Origin of the sequence: Furfurilactobacillus rossiae (assembly GCF_013394005.1) — a bacterium.
In the GTDB taxonomy this organism is placed as follows: domain Bacteria; phylum Bacillota; class Bacilli; order Lactobacillales; family Lactobacillaceae; genus Furfurilactobacillus; species Furfurilactobacillus rossiae.
In genome coordinates, this window is the sequence record NZ_CP040586.1 from 1,633,975 (window position 1) to 1,656,746 (window position 22,772).

Annotated in this window: 24 protein-coding genes; 6 read left to right on the forward strand and 18 right to left on the reverse strand. The window is 41.4% G+C overall.

The genetic code is table 11. From position 1 onward, the window contains the following. Positions 1–26 precede the first annotated feature (26 nt). The 7 genes from LROSL1_RS07785 to LROSL1_RS07815 form a co-directional block, all read right to left on the reverse strand. Positions 27–518, reverse strand: a complete 492-nt coding sequence (locus LROSL1_RS07785) for a pyridoxamine 5'-phosphate oxidase family protein (RefSeq protein ID WP_178914262.1) — start codon at positions 516–518, stop codon at positions 27–29. Positions 519–528: 10 nt separating this feature from the next. Next, positions 529–1,698 carry an MFS transporter gene (locus LROSL1_RS07790; RefSeq protein ID WP_178914263.1) on the reverse strand — a complete coding sequence of 390 codons (1,170 nt, stop codon included), beginning with the start codon at positions 1,696–1,698 and terminating at the stop codon, positions 529–531. Between the two features lie 263 nt (positions 1,699–1,961). Next, on the reverse strand, positions 1,962–2,759 hold the full coding sequence (locus LROSL1_RS07795) for a PfkB family carbohydrate kinase (RefSeq protein WP_178914264.1): 798 nt from the start codon (positions 2,757–2,759) through the stop codon (positions 1,962–1,964). A 97-nt stretch (positions 2,760–2,856) separates the two neighbouring features. Next, positions 2,857–4,170, reverse strand: a complete 1,314-nt coding sequence (gene potE / locus LROSL1_RS07800) for a putrescine-ornithine antiporter (protein WP_178914265.1) — start codon at positions 4,168–4,170, stop codon at positions 2,857–2,859. A 75-nt stretch (positions 4,171–4,245) separates the two neighbouring features. Next, positions 4,246–6,423: an ornithine decarboxylase gene (gene speC, locus LROSL1_RS07805; RefSeq protein ID WP_178914266.1), complete on the reverse strand. Its 2,178-nt coding sequence runs from the start codon at positions 6,421–6,423 to the stop codon at positions 4,246–4,248. Between the two features lie 300 nt (positions 6,424–6,723). After that, a complete protein-coding gene (locus LROSL1_RS07810; protein WP_178914267.1) occupies positions 6,724–7,725 on the reverse strand; it encodes a LacI family DNA-binding transcriptional regulator in 1,002 nt (333 codons plus the stop codon). Between the two features lie 145 nt (positions 7,726–7,870). Continuing rightward, complete coding sequence (locus LROSL1_RS07815; protein WP_178914268.1) at positions 7,871–8,722, reverse strand: bifunctional hydroxymethylpyrimidine kinase/phosphomethylpyrimidine kinase; 852 nt, start codon at positions 8,720–8,722, stop codon at positions 7,871–7,873. 201 nt (positions 8,723–8,923) lie between these two features. On the opposite strand from LROSL1_RS07815, the gene LROSL1_RS07820 reads away from it, so the two are divergent. Then, a complete protein-coding gene (locus LROSL1_RS07820; RefSeq protein ID WP_178914269.1) occupies positions 8,924–9,964 on the forward strand; it encodes a DUF3114 domain-containing protein in 1,041 nt (346 codons plus the stop codon). Between the two features lie 247 nt (positions 9,965–10,211). On the opposite strand, the gene LROSL1_RS07825 is transcribed toward LROSL1_RS07820, so the two are convergent. After that, positions 10,212–11,417: an IS110 family RNA-guided transposase gene (locus LROSL1_RS07825; RefSeq protein ID WP_225440509.1), complete on the reverse strand. Its 1,206-nt coding sequence runs from the start codon at positions 11,415–11,417 to the stop codon at positions 10,212–10,214. A 398-nt stretch (positions 11,418–11,815) separates the two neighbouring features. Between LROSL1_RS07825 and LROSL1_RS07830 the strand changes: the two genes are divergently transcribed. The 3 genes from LROSL1_RS07830 to LROSL1_RS07840 all read left to right on the forward strand — a co-directional run bounded on the left by LROSL1_RS07830 (position 11,816) and on the right by LROSL1_RS07840 (position 12,965). Next, complete coding sequence (locus LROSL1_RS07830; RefSeq protein WP_161001134.1) at positions 11,816–12,019, forward strand: DUF1659 domain-containing protein; 204 nt, start codon at positions 11,816–11,818, stop codon at positions 12,017–12,019. A gap of 25 nt (positions 12,020–12,044) precedes the next feature. Then, positions 12,045–12,350, forward strand: coding sequence for a DUF2922 domain-containing protein (locus LROSL1_RS07835; RefSeq protein WP_178914270.1), 306 nt, complete (start codon positions 12,045–12,047; stop codon positions 12,348–12,350). Between the two features lie 429 nt (positions 12,351–12,779). Continuing rightward, entirely contained in the window at positions 12,780–12,965 is a 186-nt protein-coding gene (locus LROSL1_RS07840) for a hypothetical protein (RefSeq protein ID WP_017262090.1), read from the forward strand. An 88-nt stretch (positions 12,966–13,053) separates the two neighbouring features. Here the strand turns inward: LROSL1_RS07840 and LROSL1_RS07845 are convergent, their stop codons facing one another. Beyond that, positions 13,054–13,632: a hypothetical protein gene (locus tag LROSL1_RS07845; protein ID WP_178914271.1), complete on the reverse strand. Its 579-nt coding sequence runs from the start codon at positions 13,630–13,632 to the stop codon at positions 13,054–13,056. A 303-nt stretch (positions 13,633–13,935) separates the two neighbouring features. Then, a complete protein-coding gene (locus tag LROSL1_RS07850) occupies positions 13,936–14,538 on the reverse strand; it encodes a nitroreductase family protein (protein WP_178914272.1) in 603 nt (200 codons plus the stop codon). 178 nt (positions 14,539–14,716) lie between these two features. On the opposite strand from LROSL1_RS07850, the gene LROSL1_RS07855 reads away from it, so the two are divergent. Then, positions 14,717–15,463 (forward strand): NADP-dependent (R)-specific alcohol dehydrogenase, encoded by a 747-nt coding sequence (locus LROSL1_RS07855; RefSeq protein ID WP_017262093.1) that lies wholly within the window; start codon positions 14,717–14,719, stop codon positions 15,461–15,463. Between the two features lie 82 nt (positions 15,464–15,545). Here the strand turns inward: LROSL1_RS07855 and LROSL1_RS07860 are convergent, their stop codons facing one another. The 4 genes from LROSL1_RS07860 to LROSL1_RS07875 all read right to left on the reverse strand — a co-directional run bounded on the left by LROSL1_RS07860 (position 15,546) and on the right by LROSL1_RS07875 (position 17,614). After that, positions 15,546–15,962 (reverse strand): pyridoxamine 5'-phosphate oxidase family protein, encoded by a 417-nt coding sequence (locus LROSL1_RS07860; protein ID WP_017262094.1) that lies wholly within the window; start codon positions 15,960–15,962, stop codon positions 15,546–15,548. Between the two features lie 88 nt (positions 15,963–16,050). Further along, on the reverse strand, positions 16,051–16,557 hold the full coding sequence (locus LROSL1_RS07865) for a hypothetical protein (protein ID WP_178914273.1): 507 nt from the start codon (positions 16,555–16,557) through the stop codon (positions 16,051–16,053). A 107-nt stretch (positions 16,558–16,664) separates the two neighbouring features. Then, the gene (locus LROSL1_RS07870; RefSeq protein WP_178914274.1) at positions 16,665–17,168 is read right to left on the reverse strand and encodes a pyridoxamine 5'-phosphate oxidase family protein; all 504 of its coding nucleotides are present in this window, start codon (positions 17,166–17,168) and stop codon (positions 16,665–16,667) included. A 281-nt stretch (positions 17,169–17,449) separates the two neighbouring features. Continuing rightward, complete coding sequence (locus tag LROSL1_RS07875) at positions 17,450–17,614, reverse strand: hypothetical protein (RefSeq protein WP_017262098.1); 165 nt, start codon at positions 17,612–17,614, stop codon at positions 17,450–17,452. 487 nt (positions 17,615–18,101) lie between these two features. On the opposite strand from LROSL1_RS07875, the gene LROSL1_RS07880 reads away from it, so the two are divergent. Continuing rightward, on the forward strand, positions 18,102–18,518 hold the full coding sequence (locus tag LROSL1_RS07880) for a pyridoxamine 5'-phosphate oxidase family protein (RefSeq protein WP_178914275.1): 417 nt from the start codon (positions 18,102–18,104) through the stop codon (positions 18,516–18,518). A 70-nt stretch (positions 18,519–18,588) separates the two neighbouring features. Here the strand turns inward: LROSL1_RS07880 and LROSL1_RS07885 are convergent, their stop codons facing one another. From LROSL1_RS07885 to aguA (LROSL1_RS07900), 4 genes are all read right to left on the reverse strand, one after another. Then, positions 18,589–19,371 (reverse strand): MurR/RpiR family transcriptional regulator, encoded by a 783-nt coding sequence (locus LROSL1_RS07885; protein WP_017262100.1) that lies wholly within the window; start codon positions 19,369–19,371, stop codon positions 18,589–18,591. A 1-nt stretch (position 19,372) separates the two neighbouring features. Beyond that, positions 19,373–20,479 carry an agmatine deiminase gene (aguA, locus tag LROSL1_RS07890; protein ID WP_178914276.1) on the reverse strand — a complete coding sequence of 369 codons (1,107 nt, stop codon included), beginning with the start codon at positions 20,477–20,479 and terminating at the stop codon, positions 19,373–19,375. Positions 20,480–20,694: 215 nt separating this feature from the next. Next, positions 20,695–21,663 carry a carbamate kinase gene (arcC, locus tag LROSL1_RS07895; protein ID WP_178914277.1) on the reverse strand — a complete coding sequence of 323 codons (969 nt, stop codon included), beginning with the start codon at positions 21,661–21,663 and terminating at the stop codon, positions 20,695–20,697. Between the two features lie 9 nt (positions 21,664–21,672). Beyond that, on the reverse strand, positions 21,673–22,767 hold the full coding sequence (aguA, locus tag LROSL1_RS07900; RefSeq protein ID WP_178914278.1) for an agmatine deiminase: 1,095 nt from the start codon (positions 22,765–22,767) through the stop codon (positions 21,673–21,675). Between the last annotated feature and the right edge of the window lie 5 nt (positions 22,768–22,772).

Genomic DNA, 22,772 nt, shown 5'->3' on the forward strand with positions numbered 1-22,772 from the left:
GTTTGGCATGACATATTGAGTATTATCTACGGCTTAAGTTCAATATGTCCCTTTGCTGTGTAGTTTTCAACAACAATTCTAAAGACACTGACAAAATCCAAAGTTTGTCTATCAATTTGTGACCATTCATGACCAGTTTCATGAACTAGTAACGTTTGTAAGGCAATCATTTTTTCGTCACGTGTCATTAATTGAACAGCCTGTCCATACCCGATAATGCTTCTATACCAGAATGAATTATCACTAGCTTCGGCACTTTTGCTTGGCATCAGGGCGCCGCCGTCATCTATTTCAAAACCAAGCTTGGCGTTGGTCTTCAATAAATCAAACTTTTTCCCATGCGGTGCACCGTGAAAGAACACGCTAAGTTTGCCATCTTTATTTAGTTTGTAACCGTAATTTGTAGGCACCACATATGGAAAATCACCATCGTTTAGCGCCAAATGTAATACGTGCCCATCTTTTAAAATTGAAGCGATTAGCTCTTGATCCACGATTTGCCGATCTTGTAACCGCATAACATCCTCCTTATTTCCTTTTAAAATTCAAAAGCAAAATTTCTGAAACCAGTAATAACAATATTGCCAGCAAAAACAGTTTTTGGTAGCCACCATTCACTATGACCACTCCGCCTAAACCGGGGCCAACTGCTTTCCCAATCGATGAAAATACATTCACTAGTCCCTGATTGCGGCCTTTTACTACCACTGACGAATTTTGGTCTACAACAACTGGCGCTGCTGGCACAAAAAGCGCTTCACCAATCGTTAAAAATACGGCCGCAACTAATAGCCATAGTTTATTGGTACTAGCAATTAAACAACCAAACGAAAGCACCAAGAAGAAAATACCAAATCTGGACTGCACAATTGATGTTTTAAAAAAGTGTGCGAATCGAAGTAAAAACACTTGAATAAGTGTGATTCCGATGCCATTAATCACCCAAACGTGACTATAAAACCCGGCAGAATAACCCAAACTTGTAAAATAGACAGAAAAATTGGTCATCCACTGCACATACACGATCCAAAATAAAAATAAGGTGATAAAAATACGGATGATTAAATCTCTTTTGAGGACCGTTCCGACTTGACTGTTAGGCTCCTGAACACTTACCCGACTGACATTTTCTACGACATTGTGTTGACCTGTCCCTAGTCCAATTAGCGTCACAAATAATGCAATCACCGTTACAGTTGCCATCAACGTTTTAATTTCATTATTCCGATACAGTAATCCTAATGATCCAGATCCGGCTACTATCCCCAAATTGACGGCCAAATAAAGCAGATTAAAGTTCTTTCTAGAATCATTTTCCGAATTAGTAATTTGTAAATCACTAACCAAAGCGTATTGAACCGTCAAACACCAACCTGTAATAAAACCAAATGGCACCAAAAACAATATAAAGGCAACTAATCCATCGCCAAACATCCCAATAAAGGACACAGTCAGTAATAAATAAAAACCACTCATCAAAATCTTTTGGTGCGACATCCGATCAAATAAGTATCCTGAAATCACACTTCCAGCTGCATTGGCCAAGGAGTAGCACATTAGTACGACACCTATTAATGGCAAGGATAAGTCAAAGGCGTCATGCATGTATAAGGTGCTGACCGGCCAGATCATGCTATAAATAGCGTTCACTAAGAATGCCATTATCATAATACGATTGAGCCGTAACTTGGTCGCCAATTTATTCACTCCTCAACTATCTTCAAAATCGATTGCTACACGTCCATATTACCAAAATCAATTGCGAAACTTTTAGCACGAATTACACAAGCGGTTGTGACATAAGTTCATTTGGAACGAATAACGTGAGCAATACCGCGCGTCAAAGTCCTGAGAATTCCGCTTAACCCAAACTGACCCATTCCCCAAGTTCGAGAATAGGTCAGTTCTACGTTAATGTTCGTTCTCAAATCGGACTCAATGCCACAGCTGCTTCAACAAAGCTATCGCCAAAAATTAATCGATTCAATCGAATCGCCAACTTGTAGAACATTTCGGGTCGCGTCAGTGATAAATTCCTTAGCTGTCCGAATTGCATTCTCCGTTTTCTGTCCGTTTGCTAGTTCTGCCGTAATGCATGCAGACAAAGCATCATCCTTACCAGATGGTTGTGGAAAAGGTGCGTGTTTATCTGTTAGCCAAAAATCATCGCCATCTTCAAGCAATACATAATCACGAATGTTATCCCGACCTTGATGTTCGTTACTTCCCTTAATAAGAACATTCTGAACACCTATACCGCGAAGTTCATTCGCTGCGTGAATCACATCATCATCTGATGTAATTTCAAAGTCAACTATCTTTTCGGCTTCTTCAATTGTTGGCGTAATAACATTGGCTAAGGGAATCAAATCAGTCACATACTTTGAGAAAGCTGTGTCGTCCAAAATAGGTGAACCAGTTTCATCAAACAATATTGGATCTAAAACAACCGGACCGACACTTTGATTCCGACATGCTTGTTCAACTGCCGTAATTAAGTCCAAATTAGGCAAATACCCAACTTTGCAGCTAGAGATATGCAGACCATTTAAAATCGAACCAAATTGACGATCAACTGAAGTTGCCGACAACACAATGCCATCTTTCGATGACATTTCACCATCGCTAAAAATCGAGGTCAGAACTGTGACGCCATAAACACGTTTCACTGAAAAGGTGTTTAAGTCCGCTTGTAAATAACGATTGCCCATTGAATATAGCCCGTTTACAGTTAAAGCCAACGGTATGCTTTCATCCATTTACTCACCCTCATTCAGCCTCAACTTAGTTTTTTGCCGAAGAACCAAAGCGCGAATTGCTTTCTTCGCGTTACTTTATTCAATCGAGGATGCGTCATTAATTCGTCTTGGACAAATCAAATTTGTGTGACACAAATCCGTACAGGGTCCAACCCGCAAACGTCACAAGTGCACCATATGCAAGTTCTTCAAAGCCGACTGCGTACAGTGCATAGAGACTGTAGAGCGATGCAATCGTAGCAATGATATTTGTCGTGCGTCGTGCAGATGCCGATACCTTGGCATCGAGTTGCATTGTTTTAAGCGCACCCATTGATAGCAAGTATGGAATAACATTTGTCACCACCGCCAAATTTACTAGAATTGTGAACTGTTTTGACAGGGATGGGCTGATCGTCATAAGAGCCAATAAAGACTGCAAAACAGTAATAATAATCATACCAATAATAGGTGTACCATTGGCAATTGTTTTCCCAAATATTTTCGGGAAATACCCTTCATGTGCGGAACTACGAAAGACTTCAGCGATAGTAAATTGCCAACCCAATAATGATCCAAAACATGAAATAATCATCAATCCCATAACGATATTTCCGACCATCGGTGTAAACATCTGACTGAAGGCCACCCCAAACGGTGCATTTGATGCGGCTAACTTAGCGTTAGGCACAATCCCCTGCATAACGTTTGTCGAAACGATATACATTACGGCTGCCCCGATGGTTCCACCTAAAACAGCAATGGGAACATTTTTCTTAGGATTTTCAACAGAATCCATATTTGCCGAAGCTGATTCCAGGCCTAAAAATGCCCACAATGTAATCGAAATTGAATTACTAATCCCCTTAAAGAATCCCATATTGTGTGGATTCCAAGATGCTGCATAAAGATGGCCACTAAAGAAAAACCAGCCTGCTAGTGAAATAACGACAACCGGAATGATAACGCCCCAAACAGTGAAGGTACTGATTTGTCCAGTAATTCTTGCACCACCGAAGTTCATAACCGTAGCCAACCAAAGCGTAAAAATTGTGGCCAAAGCAACGCCAACTGGTGACATGTGTAAATGGAATAAGACATCAAAGTAACCAACCGCAGAAATTGCAATCGCTGCATTAGCAATCACAAGTGAAACACCGTACGTATAGTTAGCCATGAACGATCCTGCTTTACCGTAAGAATACTGAGCATAACCGCCCATACCACCAGAGTTTCTGGTATACATCCCTGCTCTCGAGAAAGCATAGGCTAAACACATTGCACCACCAGCTGTGACAATCCAAGATAATATCGACATCGTACCAACCTGCGCTAAATTGGTTGGCAGCATGATAATTCCTGAACCCATCATGTTAATGGCCGTAATAATCGTGAGCTGAACCACACTCATCTTTTTCTTTTCCTGGGCCATGATTTTACCTCTATCCGTTTTTCTAAAATTTATAAAAAAACGTGGTAGACATGACGTCCACCACGTTGAATGGAACTACTCACCCTTGTTTTCTGACTTAGGATCGTAGACATACCCGTATGCAGTAGTCTGTCCATTTTCATTTTCGAAATAGACACCTTGAATTTCAGGCGCAAACCCTGGGAAACGGTTAATCCCTTCCTCCAAGATTAAGAAGTAGGTTTGAGCAACCTTGCTCCATTTTTCACCTGGAACAACACAGAAAATACCAGGTGGGTATGGAAGTGCACCTTCTAAGGCGACTTCACCTTCAATATCTTTTAACGGTACAAGCTTGGCGTTATTGTGCAGCAACTCAACGTTTGCTTCATATGGCGTCATTGCCTGTTCAGGGAAGTAATCGACCAAGAACATCTCTTTTTGATATTCTTTAGCATTGTTTCCCTTATAGAAGTCATGTAACTCTTGGCACAGTTGACGAATCGTGTAACCTGCATAACGATCCTTATGTTGTGCATACAAGTTTGGAAGTACGTCTTCCAGTGGTGCATCAGCCTTAACAAGTGATTCAAACTTAACGATTTGTGATACTAAGTTATTCATCTTGGCTGGTGTCTCTGCTGGCGTCATCAAGAACAAAATAGAATTCAAATCGTTCTTTTCAGGAATAATCCCGTGTTCACGCAAGTAGTTAGCTAAGATTGTTGCCGGAATACCAAAGTCTTCATATTCACCCGTTTGGACATTAATACCAGGCGTCGTTAACATAAATTTGTTTGGATCAACAAAGTATTGATCATCCTCATAGCCATCGAAAGCATGCCATTTTGCACCCTTTTCAAATCGCCAATAATCAATGTTGCTGACAATTTCTTCAGTGTCGGCATCTTCCCAGTTTTTACCATTTACGACTGGTGGCACAAACGGACGAATCATTGTGGCATTCTTCATCAAGTTTTTACGTGCATTTACTGAAGTGATTAAAGCATCACGCCATAACTTTTTACCAGCTTCACCTTCTTGCATCTTGGCGTTAACATCCAAAGTTGCAAACAGTGGGTAGAATGGGGATGTTGAAGCATATTGCATATAAGCGTTGTTGAATCGTTTGTGATCGATGTACCGCTTTTGCCCCTTAATGTGAGCGTCTTTTTTATGAATTTGTGATGCTTGAGAAAAACCAGCTTGTTGCTTATGCGTTGATTGAGTAACCAAAATACCCGGATCTTCAGGTCCCAGATCAAGTAACAATGGTGAAGAATCACGCATCATTGGAATAAATTGCTCGTAACCGACCCACGCAGAGTCAAAAAGAATGTAGTCACACAAGTGGCCAATGCGTTCAACAACTTGTTTGGCATTATAAATAGTGCCGTCATAAGTACCTAACTGAATAACGGCTAAACGGAATGGCCGTTTTTGCTTAGCCTTTTCTGGATCCACCTTAGCGGCTTGTTTACGAATATAATCTTCATCAAAATCGCGTGAATAAATACCACCGATAAAGCCGTATGGGTCACGTGAAGTTTCGAGGTAAACTGGACGGCCGCCGTCTTTAACCAATGCCGCGTTGTAGACAGACTTATGATTATTTCGATCAAATAAAACTAAATCATCTGGAGCAACAGCTGCTGTGATGGCAATATTATTTGAGGTCGTCGTTCCGTTCATAACGAAGTACGTCTTGTCAGCATTAAATACTTGTGCCGCATGTTTTTCGGCGTCCATCGCTGGACCTTCATGAATTAACAAGTCACCTAGATCAACATCGGCATTACAGATATCTGAACGAAAGACATTTTCGCCAAAGAAATCATAGAACTGACGACCTGCTGGATGCTTACGGAAATACTGACCACCCTGGTGTCCAGGACAGTCAAATTGAATGTTCCCACGTTCAACGTAAGCCTTTAATTCTTTGAAGAATGGTGGTAAAACGCCATCTTCATATTTTGAGGCAGCTGCCTCAATTTCACGGTTATACAACTGATGGTCATATTGATTTTTGAGATCCAAAATGTGATAGATTTTTTCCATCGTGGAACCGTCAATCTTGGAACTGTCATCAGAAATGACAAAAACGGGAATCCCAAATTTTGTTGCATTTGCCGCTTCAACAACAGATGTATCTTCATCCATGACCACTACAGCCGCGACGTCAACAAAGTCAGTTTCTGTTGCAGACACAATTTCTCGGTCTGTTTCAAAAAAGTTCATGGCCTTTTCCGTTGACGCAATTTTGAGCTTATCCATGTCGTACCTCCTAAAAATATTGTTGGTAAAGAACAAGTAAAACTTGCCACGGCTATATTTTTACTACCCGTTTTTTGCATTTACAATGCGAATTTGTAAACGTTTTCTTTTACGTTTTTTTTACATTGCTCATTTTTTGTCTAGTTTAGCACCCCTATTACGCCTACTAATTCGCATCTTTTTTGCGATTCTCTTAGCATTTTATAATTTTACGTTTTTTTTACCTGGCCAAATGGACGCAAAAAAAGGCAATCAATTATCACAATTGATTGCCTTGCTTCTTATTTTTTATGGATTCAATTAGATATGTTTAATACTTCCGCGCTTTTTCAGGACAACTGAAAAGAGTCGTTCATCTGAATTCGGTGTAAATTCATTGTCACTTTTTTTGGCGAATAATATTTCAACGAGTTTTTCGCCCATCTCTTGAATTGGCTGATGAACCGTTGACAATTCTGGTTGGACATAGCGCGTAATTTCAATATCATCGAAGCCAAGAATAGAAATATCCTCCGGCACACGTTTTCCATGGGCAAGGAGACCACGGTTCAATCCGACAGCGAGCTCATCAGAGAAAGCAAAAACTGCGGTTGCACCACTATCAATAACCTGTTTAGCCGAGTTAAAACCACTTACTTTAGAATCATCAGGCTGCTCAAAGAACAATGTTGGGTCTAAATCCAAATGATATTCTTTCAAACCATTTGAAAATCCTGTAATTCGATGCAGTTTACTTTCACTATTCCCCGCCTTCATTAGCAAGGCAATTTTTCTGTGACCATTATCAAGTAAATATTCGGCCGATTTACTGCCGGCTTCAAGTTCATTAATGGCCACAGAAGACTCGTTGTCCTGTTGCGGATCCATGATGATGCTAGGCAGACCAGTATTGGCCAGTAGCGTTTGCACAAAAGCAAGATCCATATTATCTCCTGCAACGATAATTGCATCTACTGGTCGTTCGCTTAATTCATGAATATGATATCCGATGCCCTCAGAATTTTCTGAAAATTCCACTGACAATTCTGCAAACTGTGATACCAAGCCATCCTGAACACCATGGATCAATTCACGGTAATACGGATTATCCAGGCTTGGCACGATCATTCCAACCGTCACTTTTGATTCAAATGGCTTATCATTCCCCGTATTGTGATAGCCCATCTTTTTTTGGAGACCGAGCACTTTTTGCCGTGTCGTGGCACTAAAGCGCTCACCCTTACCATTAAGAATCTGTGAAACAGTTGTTGGCGAAATGCCTGCCTCATTTGCAATATCAGTTATCGTCGTTTTCTTAGACATAATTTACCCTACTCTTCATAAATAACTCTTTTATTCGTCACTTTACATAGCATAAGCCAAGTGGCAATAAAAGCATAGTGAAATGTAAGCCCTTTAATAAAACCTGCTCAGCTTTTGTACTCGGCATCATTTTTTGATGATAAATTTATTCAAAAGTCATCAATAACGAAATTGCATCTTTAAGCTGAAGGCCTAACTTCCATTGAACGGCTGGAAGAGCTGCTGTTTCTTGGATTGCTGCGTAATCAACCGCCATCGCCTCTGAAACCAGCTGGTCCACATCAAGCTTTGGGAATCTAAGTTTCAATACATTAAACGTGGCACTAAACAAATCACCGGTACCGAAAAAGTGACCTTTGATCATGTTTTTACCGACCCACTCGATTTCATTGCCACTAACCCAAGCACAGCCAATCGCGCTGCCTTTTTTGACTCCTGTTACAATAACCTGACAGTTGGGAGCAAAACTTTGGCAACGTTTCAGTGCCTGCCGCAATTTGTCATCCGACGGGGTCATTTCTAAATCGTTTTCTGACAACAGCCCTAGTTCGGTAACGTTAGGCAAAGCAATTTGCGCACCACTCATTAACCGTCTCATTTCCTCAACGTAACTTTTCGTCAGAGATGGATAGAGTCTGCCCTGATCAGCCATGGCTGGATCAACAATAAGGTTTGGATTGCGATGCTGCCTAATTTCCATATTCACTAGTTGAGCCAGCTCATTTGTTCCTAAGTATCCAATAAGTGTCGAAGTAAACGGCTTGATATCAATGGTATCCCAATGATGCCAAACTTGTTCCATCCAGTCAGCCATTATTTCTCTATGAGGTTGACCAAACCCCTCTGTTTGCGTTGATAACATTTGAACAGGCAAAGAGGCTGTCAAAATATCCATCGATTGGCTTACCGTTAATGCAGATGTCATGGACATCTGTCCAAGAGCAGTAAAATCTTGAATAATGAGTGTACTTAAAACATTGCTCGCTTGCTTTTCCATTGAATAATTAATGACCCTTTCTTCTGAAATAAAAATCGAATTCGGCTATTCGAGAACTTTCTCTCAATTTACCACTGTTCATGTAGATTAGCGTTCGCAAATCCCATTTAAACTAATCAAATGGATAATTTTCATTCAAATATTCCTTTTTACCCATCGCAATGTGTTACCCTTACGCTAAGAAGAACGAGGAGGCGCATTATGGCGCAACATCAAAGACTTATTTCGCTAATTGAACCACCTGTCAGTTTGTCTGACAGTAACATGTCAGCCTATGTCGAAGGAACTTACGATTTGCTGGTACGGTTGGCAGATCATCAGCAGTGGGACGAAGCTGCCTTAACAGCTTTAACTAAAAAAATCGCGTCAACAGTTAACGACGCCAATTTAAAGACCCAGTTTAGTAACTGGCAAGCATCCAGTGCCACCGTAGGCAGTTCAGCATTTACCACTTTATTTGCCGCCAGTTCGATGGCACCGATGGACAAAATGCGTCAATTGCTGTCAATCCTTGGTGCTCATCTCAACAGTAACACTGGCGATTTAGTCGCGGATCATGAATTCGCCCGTGAAGCCGGTCCCAGCGACCCCTTCTGGCGCGAACTTGCTCGTACCGTTCAGGCAGCTTTCCCAAACGGACTGGCTCAAGATGACGCAACGGTCCGCATGGTTCACCAGTTACGGTACCTAATCGACGCCCATAACGTCGCGTTTGTGCGACGTTCATTTGAGCTCAACGGAGAAAACGATCTTGAAGCGCTCATTGCGTTTGACAAAGACGCCATCGCTCACGGCAATATTGCCAGTAAAGCGGATTCTTCCCGCATGCACAACAAGCAGCCAGAGGCTTTAGCACGCGGCGTGTTGCCGGCACTTCCAACCGCTAATTTCAAACGGTTAGTCGATTTTCATAGTGAATTTGTAATTGCCCCCGTTCCCGAACCGACGTTTATCATTGTGCCACTGGGACAAATTGCTAATGTAAATGATGTGCCGGCATACGTTCGCGGTCTGACCTTAGAAGAACGCAACGCCCTAGTTAATGGGGCATCTTTCAATTATGCTGACACAAACGATTATGGTCAACCTGAAAGTCGGCACGCTTTGTTTGACGTAAACTATGGCGAAAATGACCCGATGGTTCGTCGACTGGCAATGAAACCATACACCAGTCCACGGGCAGAGCCACGTGCCATTGCCCTGCTTCAACAACAATACGACGCAGCCGTTCAACAGCGTTAATTAAATATGGAGCATCTTAAACTTTGTCACCTTGGTACTTTTTTACCTAGGATTGGCAAAGTTTTTTCTACCTCTAGTCAAGTATTAATATAGGTCTAGCAGTATTTATGTCTTTGAATTGATTTGAACTTAGGGATTCAAAACGGTTTCTTTGCGATTTGAACAGTTTGGAATACGATTTTTGAGTACACTAAATAGACCTTAGCCATTTTATTTTTTGAGTAAGGCTAGTACACTATAGACGTAATCAGAATGATTGGCGCTTGACGCCGTATATATACATCTGATTCGTAATCACGAGATGGTAAATCGTTCGTAACAGGCGACCCATCGCAGCGATGGCAATCCTCTTAGTCCCTGACTGAGGAGATTGTTTTTTTCTGCGTTGATAAAAGTCGTTAATATGATTCGGATGGTAGTGAGCGACCGTCGCGATATTACTGATTGTGCGAAATAGTAGCTTACGGGCAAATGTGTCACCACGCTTACTGATATGGTCAGCGGCCACGAATTCGCCGGATTCATAATGGCGTAAGTCAATGCCAATAAAGGCATTGAGCTTATTAGAGCTACTGAAACGCCGAATATCGCCCAGTTCACCGATTAATAACACAGTGGTTGTCTCCGCAAATCCAGGGATACTCATTAAAATATCAAACTCTGGAAGGGACTTAGCTAACGCTGTCATGGCTTTAATCAGCTGTTGTTTATGACGGGTTAGTTCGCTGACTCGTTTAGCGTGGTAGCGCGTCTGCGACACCGACGGTGCCTCAACGCGATCCGCTGGATACGATGCTTGTGCTAGATGGAGTAATTTCTTTGCGACCATGATCGCGCGATTTAGAGAAATATTCTTGGGAGTCGTTTCCATGATTATTTTTCCTAATCCGTCTGGACTGAGTTCTTCAAGCAGATCGGGGTGTGGATAACGCTGCACGATGTTCCAGTATTGTTCGCCATCCGGTCTACTAAGCAAAGATTCTATTTCCGGGAAAGTTAATTGTAAACTACGATGTAATCGATTCTTCTCACGAACGACATCTTCATTGAGTTGTTCATAGAAGTGACTATCGTCCATCAAGTCGTGGTAAACCGGCTTCTGGTAATATTCCAATCGACGCTTTATAACGAGCTGTGTTTGAGCTAAATGCAAAGCATCGTTATTGTCTGTCTTATTTGGCCGTAGGCTATCTAACTGCTTTTTGGCAGCCAATGGATTCAAACGCGTATAAGCATAATGATTATCTTCTAGAAATCGCTGTACCCGACGAGAGTATACACCTGTGGCTTCAAACACGATTTGCGGTTTTGCGTACTCTTTCATCTCTTTGAGTAAGTTTTGAAAGCCAAACCAGTTATTATCAATCTTGAATTGTTTAACGGTGACACCATCATTCACTATGGCTACTGCCGAAGTAGCCTTACTAACATCAAGACCAAATGCGACTGTCATTTGATTCACCATCTTTCTGAAGTTGTTCCACGTTAATATGATCAATTTAATTTTCAAAACACGACCTGAAGGCCAACAGACTAAGAACAAATTTGGATCATACCGGTGAAGTTGCCATTTTTTATTACGACGTCAAAGCGCCAAAAACTACCACGGCTTGTCAACTTCACCACCACTTTAACAGAAACTAAAAGTGGCGAGAAACGATTCCGTCGAATCATTTCTCGCCACTAAGGTTAGTCTGTTTTTATGCCAAAATGCACTTGCGCTAAGCTTTTGTAGACTTCCTACGCCATAAAAATTACCTTCCCTTTACAAAGTGCGCTCGTCATTTCGTTACTAATGATGTAGTCGTGGCCACGATATACAAATACCTCAACATTTAAGGAGCAAAACACATGTCACAAAAATGGCTTAAAACGAGCGTTCAATATCTTATTTCAGGTGAAGGTCACAGTACGCCGATCAAACGGAACTATAATACCGTTGCTCAAAACGTCACTGATGATCAACTGAACAAGTTTGGCGCAGCAATTGCAAGTCTGTCCAACGACAGTGTTAACGATATCTTTGTTACCACAAAGCAAGAAGCAAACGCCTAACTCACAATCAAAGGAGAATTAGTTTATGAAAGAATTGAGTCTCAAGTTTAAAAACGGTAACGGCAAGGCCAGCCACCTAAAATTACGATACGTTAGTGAAGACTTAACTGAATCCGCAGTCCGTGCCGCAATGAAGACCATCGCAGAATCAAACGTGGTGGTTGATAAAGATAACCACCTGACATACGTAACCCCCGTTTCAGCTCAGTATATCGACACTGTAAATACGGTGATCTTTGACGATGAACCGGCCAAGAAACCTCACGCCTTAACACCACCTGTATCTTCTGCTCCGGAAACTGCTGCTGACACCGCACAACCACAAGTTTAACCCTCAAGTTTTAGCAAAAATGGCACGCCCTTCCATTGCTGGAGGCGTGCCTCTTTCTATGTATGCGTAACGTTAAACTCTAAAACTGTTTCTGGAGGAGATTACATGAAACGTTTAACCACTTTAACCGTTGGTCTACTATGCTGGTGGATCGCTGCGACCATCTTTAACATACCGCTGTCGCTATCTAAAATTTGTAATTACCTTATCGAATCAATACTCACGATGAACTTTTAATGTTGCGTAGTTTTTACCCCAAGCACGTAGGAAAAAGAGTACTCCAGCAACTAATGATGGCGTTTTCATACACTTTTATAAAAAGTTTGACCTTTTCTGACTTTTATCGAGCATTTCTATTGACCCATCTTAAAAAAGATGGTATTTATAAGTAGTCAATTTTTTTAGATTTCTCGCATGGAGGGACAGCAGATGGAAACTGAAGCACATCGCAACATCATTACATCAAAACTACGTCGCTTATTTAAAACAAAGGCACAGACAAAAGAAGATCGAACTGTTATCGTACCAAGTAGCGTTCGGTCAGAAAATCATCGTTTTGATCAGTCACTGTTCAACAGTCTGTTGAGCCTGCAATTTGCCCGAATTGACGACTAGTTCAGTAATTTAAAATTTAATCGATCCACAAGAACGGCGATCACTGAAATTCAGTGATCGCCGTTCTTCATTTCAAATATAAAATCGCTTAATTTGCGATACCAACCCATGGTTTGGCAACATTGGCTGACAACAGTGTAATCAACCATTGATTCCACTGCTGCAACTCAATAACCTGACGCAAAACTCGACTACGGGCATCAACTGTCTCAATCAAAACACGATCAGCAACTTTGGCAGCAACCTGTTGGACAAAGACAAATGCCACATGTGTTGCACCTAATGCCGTCAGTACCGCCAATCGATCCGAACAAAATGGTGTCACGGTCTTCACTTCACTATCGGACGCAGCACTGTTCGTTAAAACGATCCGTTTTACCGGCCGTTTGAAATTAGTCAGTGCCCAACTCAAAGTGTGCAAGTATTTAACTGTCGCCATCCCTGAAGTTAGGTACACAGCGTCGATACCGGCCGTGGCCTCAGCCATGAATAGACCATCGTCAGCCGCACCAACCAGAATTTCAAAACGTGCGCGTACCTGCTTCGATAAGCTGTGGGGATGCATCGTGGTCAAACGCAAGCGATCCGCAGGTTGAGCTGCAGCCATTGCCGAAATCAACGTTTGTGTACTCTGCTGATCCGCATTGATAAATAGAATGTTTGCCATGGTACACCCTCCTTTGAAACAGTTAATGCCCATTGATAATTGCTATATGGACATTATAACCGTTTTTTCATAAAAAGGATATACCAAATCTTAAAAATAAACTTTTTAAGTTGTACGCGTTTTATTTATCATCAGTTACAAATGTTTTTATACAGGCATTTAGTTAAGCCAGTAAAACAATTTACCGGTTATCAATATGATATATACCAATATTGTGAAAAGATACTTTACAAATTGATGAATCCCATATACAAATAGGCTTTTCGCATCATTTGGAATGTCGCTTTGTTGAAACCATTTCTACTAATCGATTGTCTTAAAACGATCTTCATCGTCCATATAATCTTTATCGTCAGGTGTACTTTCGATCGACCCAAATGGCATTTCACTGCGTAAGCGCCAGCTACTTGGTAAATCAAAAGCTTTGGCGATACTTTCGTCAATAAGCGGATTGTAGTGCTGCACCGATGCACCTAAATTGTTCTCGGCCAATGCAGTCCAAGCGGCAAATTGACTATTACCAATATGTTGTTCAGACCAGTCGTAGAAATTATCAGCATACAGTGGGAAACCATCTTCCAATTCCTTAACTTTATCCATATCGGTAAACCACAGAATCGTCCCAAATCCAGCCTTAAACTGCTGTTCAACCTTTTGCTTGCTGCCTTCAAATGCTTCCGCAGGCGCAACCTTTTTCAGTTCGTCTAACACAATGTCCCAAACCTTCTCGTGAGCGTCGCCAAAAGCGAAAACCACACGCGTTGTTTGACTATTAAAAGCGGACGGTGACTCCTTGATTACATCCTTAAGCATCGCAGTGATATCTTCTTGCGACTGATCCACCTTTTTACCCAAGTTGTAAATTGATCGACGTTGCTTCATCAAGCTTAAAAGTTCTGTTTCCATGTCATCGTCCTCCAAAGTTTTGTCATTGTTTTCTATAACGGGGTTTACTATATCGCACTTACGAAAAGTAAGCAACAATATTTTCAATTATTTTCACCTTGTATATTGCTTCACATTATTTACCAAACATGCGAAAATAACGGTGTAGTAGCAACCTAAACCAATGGAGGTTATGAAAATGGCAAATCGTTTAACGGATAAAGTTGCAATTATCACAGGTGGAACCAAGGGTATTGGACTGGCAACCGCTGCCGCTTTTTTGCGAGAAGGCGCGAAAGTCGTTATCACCTCGCGTAATGAGGATGACGGTAAAACGGCACTTGATGGTCTAAACGGCGGTGACAACGCCCTTTATATGCAACAAGATGCTTCTAATGAAGCTCGCTTTAAAGAAGTTATTGACGATACCGTTGCTAAGTTTGGTAAGCTTGATATCATTGTCAACAATGCCGGTATCGCCATTGCGAAAGATGTTGAGCACACCACAGCTGATGAATGGCATCAATTGCTGGGAATTAACTTGGACGGTGTTTTCTACGGTACGAAGTACGGCATGATTGCAATGAAGGACCACGGCGGCTCTATTATCAACATGTCCTCCATCGAAGGCTTCATCGGTGACCCACTATTAGCTGCTTACAATGCATCTAAAGGTGGCGTTCGCTTATTCAGCAAGTCTGCAGCGTTGTATGCCGCAAAACAAGGCTACGGCGTACGCGTCAACACTGTGCATCCTGGGTACATCAAGACACCGTTAGTGGAAGCCCAACCAGGAATGGAAGAAGCTCAAACAAAATTAACACCAGTTGGTCACATCGGTGAACCTGATGATATTGCAAACATCTGTGTTTACCTCGCCTCCGACGAATCTAAGTTCGCTACCGGATCAGAATTTGTCGTCGACGGTGGCTACACTGCTCAATAAAATAGACTTTACGTTCACTCTTACGCGTATTATAAAAAGCCCAATTCCGACAAATTGGGCTTTTAGCATTTCATTGATTAAATTAATCTGAAACTGGTTCGTTTGCGATTTCTGTACCAGCGTCAGGACCTGCATTAAGGCTCACAATTCGGTCAACGGAAATGACAACCGCTGCAATTAAATCAGGCAATTGATTGTCCACTGCATACTGATGAGCCGCCTCAAATACGGGACCATCTTTATAGATTGTTGCATACCCTTCAACACGCAACCCAATCTTACCTGGATAAGGATGAACGGCAACGGCTATCTTATGGTTTGCCTGCAAATTGTGCCAAGCCTGGCGTCCAGTTTCCTCGTTATAGATTAAATGTTCATCGTCCATGACTCTTAACGTACCCTTTGGACCAATTTGTGGATTTCCATCCTCGTCAACGGTCGCAATAAACGGAAACGCTTGTGAAATCAAATCTTTCATTTCGGATGTCAACTTTGCCATACTGAAACCTCCTCAAACTTAATTGAATCCAGTATATAAGACATCACATCGTCGCGCTATTTTTCTGTTCTTTAGTAGCGATCCTTTATTATTTCCCCTGTTCGCGCATAATAATCATTGCTAATCCAATACCGGTCAACAGGCCGAAGGATTCATTTACCGTGACCGAAAACGCATCTGCGTTATCAATTTGCTGCCGCATACTAACTACCGGTGTTTGATCAGCCGAACGAGTTATCTGAAAGCTGGCATTGCCAAGCCCGGCCTTCAACTGATAGCGTTCATTCTTCACGTTGATGAGATAACCGTTTTGAAAATTATGGGTCACCACCAATGCCACCGGCTGATGGTTGATCTCCAAACGGTATTTACCACTCAATAAATGTGTCTTCGACTCGACCGTTAACGTCATTCCTTCCACGGTGAGTTCGTCATGAATTGGCATTGCCACAGCCCAGCCAAAGAATTGGTTCCACAAATTCGTCCAACCGTGATTTTTAACACGGCCCAATTCGTGACCATCTTCATTGGTAAGTAAAAAACGTTTACCACGACCTGCATTAGCAATCAGGTGTGTGGTTAATCCACTTGTCATTTATATTATCCCCAAAATTTTTAAATTCGTGTCCCAGTCTGTGAGACTCAAATAGTTTGAACTAACAAGGCCGACGTGTACATTTTGATTTTGGTGCGTTCAAGCCGCTATTGAGCCTGTGGTGCCTCATGTTGTTTAGCCTTGTACTCTTGCACATCAATTCGATAAACGTTTACGTATTCAACACCATGAGGATCAATGTTTTTCCATGCATGACCTGTTTCGTGAATCAGTACTTGTTGTAATGCGTGTAATTTACCCTCTGTACCTGTCACTTGATGCGCCACGCCAGTGCCGATAATACTGTGATAAAGCCAAGAGTTATGGCTGGCCTCTGTCGATTCAGTCGGCATCAAGGAACCTCCGTCGTCAATCTCAAAGCCTACCCGATTATCTCGTTTGATCAAGTCAACTTTACGACCTTCCGGCGCACCATGAATGTACAGCGTTAATTTACCATTGTCCGCTATTTCAAAACCATAATTGGTCGGCACCACATAGGGAAAGTCTTCCGTGTTGATTGCTGTGTGAATAATGTGTGATCCATTCAAAATTGCAGTTATCTTGCTAAGATCAGTTACTGCTCTTTTTGCTCGCCTTATCTCTGTCATCTGCGTTAGCTCCTATTCACTCATTTTTGGAAACCCAGTTGCTTGGAAACCTAAGCATAGCATATATTTCCATCAGAATTTTAATGATTTGTAAACCAATGCAAAACATCACTAAACTGATTTTAATATGAGCATTGAAGGCATCTTTTCGGCAGTCACTGCCCCTAAAAATAGTCTCGTTTTTAATAAGGACATTCACATAAAAAAGCATTACGTCCACAAATGTGTGATAGACGTAATGCTTTTTGTTAAAAATAGCAATCCAATAAGAACCAATGAAATTACTGTAGTGGCAGGTCCTGCTTCTGAAGAACCTTAGAATATAATTGATTGAATGACTGACTGTCTTTGTTGGCTCGAGTAGCGCTAGTTGATGCAAAACCTGTAACGACAGAACCTGCGACAACTAGTACAACAACGAGCGCACTAAAAAATAGTTTTTTCATTTTTTCTCTCTCCCTTATGCAAATCTTATTGTAGTGCATGCGACTTTCAGAAAACAAGGGATTTTAAAGCAAAATCATGAAAGCAATCTTTTTAATTCCTATAAAATCAGCGCTTGTAGGGGATATTGTTTTCATTTTCACATTAAGAATAAACTACTATCGGCAAAAAGGAGAGCAATAAAGAGGAAAATGAGGTCCAGCTACTCAATAATTGCATTTTAAGGATCTTAAGCACAGTTCATTTGTGAATTATGTTCTTCCAAAAATAAATACAAAAAATATTTATTCTTTTAATGGTCATGTTTATCTTTACACCCAAACTAAAATGGGCAGGATAAATCTTGCATTCACATTTTGCAGTGAATGCAAGATTAACAGCATATTAAGCAGACGTTAGTCACCACAAGTGATTTTCCCAATCAGTTTTTTTCGTAATTACTTATTGTTATGATACCCTTTATTTAAAGAGAACACTTGGAGGATAGACATGCTAAAAACCATTAAAGTCGCAGAAAAGATGCTTGAATCGGCCACTGTATTTCAAGTTTCCACAATAGACTCACTCGGTTTTCCAAACATTACAGCTCTTACTCCCTTGAAGATGGACAGATCATTAGACACAATCTTTTTCTATACAAAGCACAATTCTGCCACAGTTAAAAATTTGAACAACACAACCAATGCAGCTATTTATTGTTTTAACGAGGATACTCATACATCCCTAATGCTAAAAGGGCGTTTTCTTATTGTTAACCCACAGGAGTTAGACTCTTCCTGGACGGATTATCTTAACGGATTTCAAAAATCATTAAACTACATCGATCCCGCAATATTACGTTTCACATCACTGGCGGTAAAGGTTCGTGAATCCGGCAAAGTCTCATATTCCGACCTGCAAGACTAATTTCTGAAAGGTTCGCGACATAGCTAATCATTGAGCGACAACTATTATTGAACTTTTTTCCAGCAATCTTCTACTCATCCAACCACTGATAGAGTATCAATTCCATAATCACAATTGCGGTCACACGGGAACTGATTTCGACGCCCTCTTTGGATCTGATTTGGTCAAAAAAAGTATACAAATTAATATCGCTCAGGTTTTGAATGGTGTTGTTGTCAGCTCCTGTAATCGACAACACCATTGGCCGATTTAGGGGCTCTTTAAAAACCTGTTGAATAAGATTAACGAACTCAACCTCCTCACCCGTATAGTCGATAATAAGGATTAAGTCTTCCGCAGTAATGTGGTCCATTGCTGCGCGTCTATATAATTGATCTTCAGGAAAACTAACGTTAAATCCAGCTAATTGGTAAAGATTTGTAATGTACCTTGCTGCACTCTTACTTAGACCACGCGCAAAAATAAAAATCGTTCTCGTGTGTGATAACTTTGCCGTGATTTGATGAAGCACTTCAGGTCGAAGCACATGAACCGTTTCTTCAATATTCTTAAGATAATCTTCTCGATAGCTAGACTGATTAACAACAAATTGATTATTGGCCTGATCTCGCGCCTCACTGGCATTGTCACGTGTCGTGAACTTTAAAACCGTGATGAATTCACTGTATCCAGAAAAACCGATTTTTCTAACAAATCTTAAAAATGTTGCCGTTGAAACAAAGCATGTTGCTGAAACCTCGCGGATTGACATCCCCTGAACGTCAATCATGTTTTTAACAATGTAATCAAACAGCTTTCTTTCATTATCCGTTAAACTTTGCAAGTGAGTACTGACAATTTCGAAGAAGTTCATGTTACTCACCTCCAAGATAGGAGGTATCAGGGCGCGTATGAACAACGGTGTGTAGGCCACCGCCGCCTAAGATCATTTCGTGTGCATTGAACGGTAAAACACGCCGCTTAGGAAACAATCCTTGCAATTTATCTACCGCAACGGCGTCATTGCTATCTCCAAACTGAGGGACTATCACAGCATCATTAATCAATACATAATTAACATAACTTGTCGTTAATCGTTGCCCTGGAGTTCGCGGCAACAATCCGTTTATGGGATCAATTGACTCGCTTTCTACTTTTCCGACAGTTTGCACTTTTGGCATACTCAAATGATGGATTTTTAAGGCACGATCATACGCGTCTTTCGCCTTTAATAAAGCTCTTTCAATCTGTCGAACGGTTTGGTACATCGGATCCTGTTCATCCTCAGTCCACGTAATCACCACTTCGCCCGGTGCAATGAAATTGACGATATTATCGACGGCCCCATTTGTTTCATCTAAAAAGAAACCATGCTTTAACCAAATAATTTTCTTTACGCCAAGGTATCTTTTTAACATCATTTCTACTTCTGACTTTGACTGACCTGGGTTACGGCCTTCAGAAAGTAAAACATCCTCAGTAGTAATTAGGGTGCCTTGCCCATCGGTGATAATAGAACATCCCTCGACGATTAAATTATGTTCTACATAATATGGAATATTGTTCAGCTCAGCTAATTTCCCGCTAATAAGCTGGTCTTGATCCCATGGAAAATACAAACCATCCAATAATCCACCCCATGCATTGAAGCCAAAATCAATTGCTTGAAGTTCCCCTTCTACTTCAACATAAATCGGGCCTGTATCTTTAATAAACGCGTCATTACTGCTCATCTCTAAAACACGTATATGATCATCTAATAGGTGTCTAGCATTTAAATATTGTTTACTGGACACCAACATTGTTGTTTGCTCATATTTACCGATGAGGTTGGCTAGCTTTGTAAACGCACGTTGGGCTGGTTTGGCCCCATCTCGCCAATTGTCGGGTCTTTCAGGCCAAATCAAATAAGCATCTTGTTGTCTTTCAAATTCAGCAACAAACCTGACACCACTAGTTGGTGGCAAAGTAGTTAATTTCATGAATTTCCTCCTGAATATATTTGTAATGGCACTTTACAAATATACAGTAATTACGTCATCAATATGATGCCGCGACGCCATTAGTTTACTAGCAGACTAATAGCATCGAACGTTCATATGTCTAATCTAAAATCAAAATGCACCGATTTCCTATTCCTTAGAAAATCAGTGCATTTTTTGAAACAAAACCTAAATAAGTTCATGCAAAAATAAAATCACTTGTTCAGAACTGTATCGCGTGTCTTCATAACCGTTGTACCTGCGCCAGAGGTAAGAAACTCACCGACATTGTCAAGCGACGTGATTACTGTTTTACCGTGATCACTATGATTGACAAAATCCATTGCAGCTTGAATTTTAGGCAGCATCGAACCAGGAGCAAATTGTTTTTCTTCGATATAATCACTCAATTCCTCGACCGTTACATCAGTTAACTTTTGCTGATTTGCCTGATTGAAGTTCACATAAACGTTATCAACTGCGGTCAGAATAATCAGTAAATCCGCATGAATGAGTTCGGCTAATTTTTCTGAAGCGAAGTCCTTATCAATGACGGCCTCACGACCAATATATCGTGAACCATCTTTAACAACCGGGATACCGCCGCCACCAACAGAAATCGGAATAATGTTAGCATCGACCATCTGATTAATAACATCGGCTTCAACCACGCCGATTGGCTTCGGTGATGGCACTACTCGACGATAACCACGGCCAGCATCTTCAACAAACGTAAACTGTGGATGATCCAGTCGTTGCTGGGCGACTTCATCGGCCTCATAAAATGGCCCAATTGGCTTTGTAGGGTTAGTAAAGGCCTGATCATCTGCATCAACCTCAACTTGTGTCACGACCGTGGCTACAGACTTATCTAAATCCTTTTCCGCCAGTGCCTCATCCATCGCATTTTGAAGCCAATACCCGATACTCCCTTGCGTCATTGAAACCGCGGAATCGATTGGCATTGCCGGATTCTTTTCTGTTGACCCAGCGGCCTGCTGAAGTAACAAGTTGCCAACTTGAGGACCATTACCGTGAGAAATCACCAACTGATCACCCTGTTCAACGAACTGAACTAATGAAGCAGCAGTTTTGCGCAATGCGCTTTGCTGAGCCTTAGCACTGGCATCGTTGGTCAAAATTGCGTTACCACCAAGAGCAACAACTATTTTTCTACCTGCCATATTCTTCACCTACGCTTTCGGTACCTGTTGGGTAATACAGTGAATATTGCCACCGCCCAATAAAATTTCTCGAGCTGGTACCCCGACTACTTTGCGATCTGGATACAATTGTTCTAATACTTTTTGCGCATTATCATCCGCTGGGTCTCCAAACGTTGGGTAGACAATACCACCGTTTGCCGTGTAGAAGTTAACGTAACTTGCAGCTAAACGATCTCCGGCCTGACGAGGTAAGGTTCCATCAACTGCATCGACGCCCTCACTTTCTTCTTTGGTAATCAAAACAGGCTTTGGCACATTTAACTTAACCACTTTAATCTGGCGACCTTTAGCATCGGTAGCATGTTCCAAAATATCTAGATTTTCTTTCGAAATTTGATATTGAGGGTCGTTTTTATCGTCTGTCCAGGCCAGGGCGACAACCCCTGGCCTTACAAAGTTGGCAATGTTATCCACGTGTCCATTAGTCTCATCATTATAAATTCCGTTTTTGAGCCAAATAATCTTTTTGAGATTCAGGTGTGTCTTCAACACTTCTTCGATTTGTTCTTTTGAAAGTTGCGCGTTGCGACCCTTCGACAGAAGACATTCTTCTGTTGTAATTAAAGTGCCTTCTCCATCCACATGAATAGAACCACCTTCGAGAATAAAATCGTCTAATCGGTAGCGATCCACGTGTTCCATCTCGGCCATTTTTTGGGCGACACGGTCATCCTTATCCCATGGAAAATATAAGCCATCAACTAACCCACCCCATGAATTGAATGTCCAATCCACAGCACGTAGACCGCCCTTATCGTTTTTTACAAACGTTGCACCACAGTCCCGTACCCAAGAGTCATCATTTGAAATTTCCACGACTTCAACATTGTCAGGTAACATTGTTCGCGCATTCTCATACTGGTCATCATTGACACCAACTGTGACATGTTCGAATTGGGAAATAGCCTCTGCTACTTTAATAAAAGTATGTTGAGCTGGTTTACCACCGTTGCGCCAGTTATCAGGTCTTTGTGGCCATAGGATGTAAACGCCTTGATGTTCTTCAAATTCTCCGGGCATTCTGTACCCATCTTGCTGAGGTGTGCTCGTTAAAGTTTTCATTATTT

Coding starts and splice junctions, on each gene's coding strand:
- LROSL1_RS07785 (WP_178914262.1), bottom strand. CDS start 518: ATGCGGTTACAAGATCGGCAAATCGTGGATCAAGAGCTAATCGCTTCA.
- LROSL1_RS07795 (WP_178914264.1), bottom strand. CDS start 2,759: ATGGATGAAAGCATACCGTTGGCTTTAACTGTAAACGGGCTATATTCA.
- potE (WP_178914265.1), bottom strand. CDS start 4,170: ATGGCCCAGGAAAAGAAAAAGATGAGTGTGGTTCAGCTCACGATTATT.
- speC (WP_178914266.1), bottom strand. CDS start 6,423: ATGGATAAGCTCAAAATTGCGTCAACGGAAAAGGCCATGAACTTTTTT.
- LROSL1_RS07810 (WP_178914267.1), bottom strand. CDS start 7,725: ATGTCTAAGAAAACGACGATAACTGATATTGCAAATGAGGCAGGCATT.
- LROSL1_RS07815 (WP_178914268.1), bottom strand. CDS start 8,722: ATGGAAAAGCAAGCGAGCAATGTTTTAAGTACACTCATTATTCAAGAT.
- LROSL1_RS07820 (WP_178914269.1), top strand. CDS start 8,924: ATGGCGCAACATCAAAGACTTATTTCGCTAATTGAACCACCTGTCAGT.
- LROSL1_RS07825 (WP_225440509.1), bottom strand. CDS start 11,417: ATGACAGTCGCATTTGGTCTTGATGTTAGTAAGGCTACTTCGGCAGTA.
- LROSL1_RS07830 (WP_161001134.1), top strand. CDS start 11,816: ATGTCACAAAAATGGCTTAAAACGAGCGTTCAATATCTTATTTCAGGT.
- LROSL1_RS07835 (WP_178914270.1), top strand. CDS start 12,045: ATGAAAGAATTGAGTCTCAAGTTTAAAAACGGTAACGGCAAGGCCAGC.
- LROSL1_RS07840 (WP_017262090.1), top strand. CDS start 12,780: ATGGAAACTGAAGCACATCGCAACATCATTACATCAAAACTACGTCGC.
- LROSL1_RS07845 (WP_178914271.1), bottom strand. CDS start 13,632: ATGGCAAACATTCTATTTATCAATGCGGATCAGCAGAGTACACAAACG.
- LROSL1_RS07850 (WP_178914272.1), bottom strand. CDS start 14,538: ATGGAAACAGAACTTTTAAGCTTGATGAAGCAACGTCGATCAATTTAC.
- LROSL1_RS07855 (WP_017262093.1), top strand. CDS start 14,717: ATGGCAAATCGTTTAACGGATAAAGTTGCAATTATCACAGGTGGAACC.
- LROSL1_RS07860 (WP_017262094.1), bottom strand. CDS start 15,962: ATGGCAAAGTTGACATCCGAAATGAAAGATTTGATTTCACAAGCGTTT.
- LROSL1_RS07865 (WP_178914273.1), bottom strand. CDS start 16,557: ATGACAAGTGGATTAACCACACACCTGATTGCTAATGCAGGTCGTGGT.
- LROSL1_RS07870 (WP_178914274.1), bottom strand. CDS start 17,168: ATGACAGAGATAAGGCGAGCAAAAAGAGCAGTAACTGATCTTAGCAAG.
- LROSL1_RS07875 (WP_017262098.1), bottom strand. CDS start 17,614: ATGAAAAAACTATTTTTTAGTGCGCTCGTTGTTGTACTAGTTGTCGCA.
- LROSL1_RS07880 (WP_178914275.1), top strand. CDS start 18,102: ATGCTAAAAACCATTAAAGTCGCAGAAAAGATGCTTGAATCGGCCACT.
- LROSL1_RS07885 (WP_017262100.1), bottom strand. CDS start 19,371: ATGAACTTCTTCGAAATTGTCAGTACTCACTTGCAAAGTTTAACGGAT.
- aguA (WP_178914276.1), bottom strand. CDS start 20,479: ATGAAATTAACTACTTTGCCACCAACTAGTGGTGTCAGGTTTGTTGCT.
- arcC (WP_178914277.1), bottom strand. CDS start 21,663: ATGGCAGGTAGAAAAATAGTTGTTGCTCTTGGTGGTAACGCAATTTTG.
- aguA (WP_178914278.1), bottom strand. CDS start 22,767: ATGAAAACTTTAACGAGCACACCTCAGCAAGATGGGTACAGAATGCCC.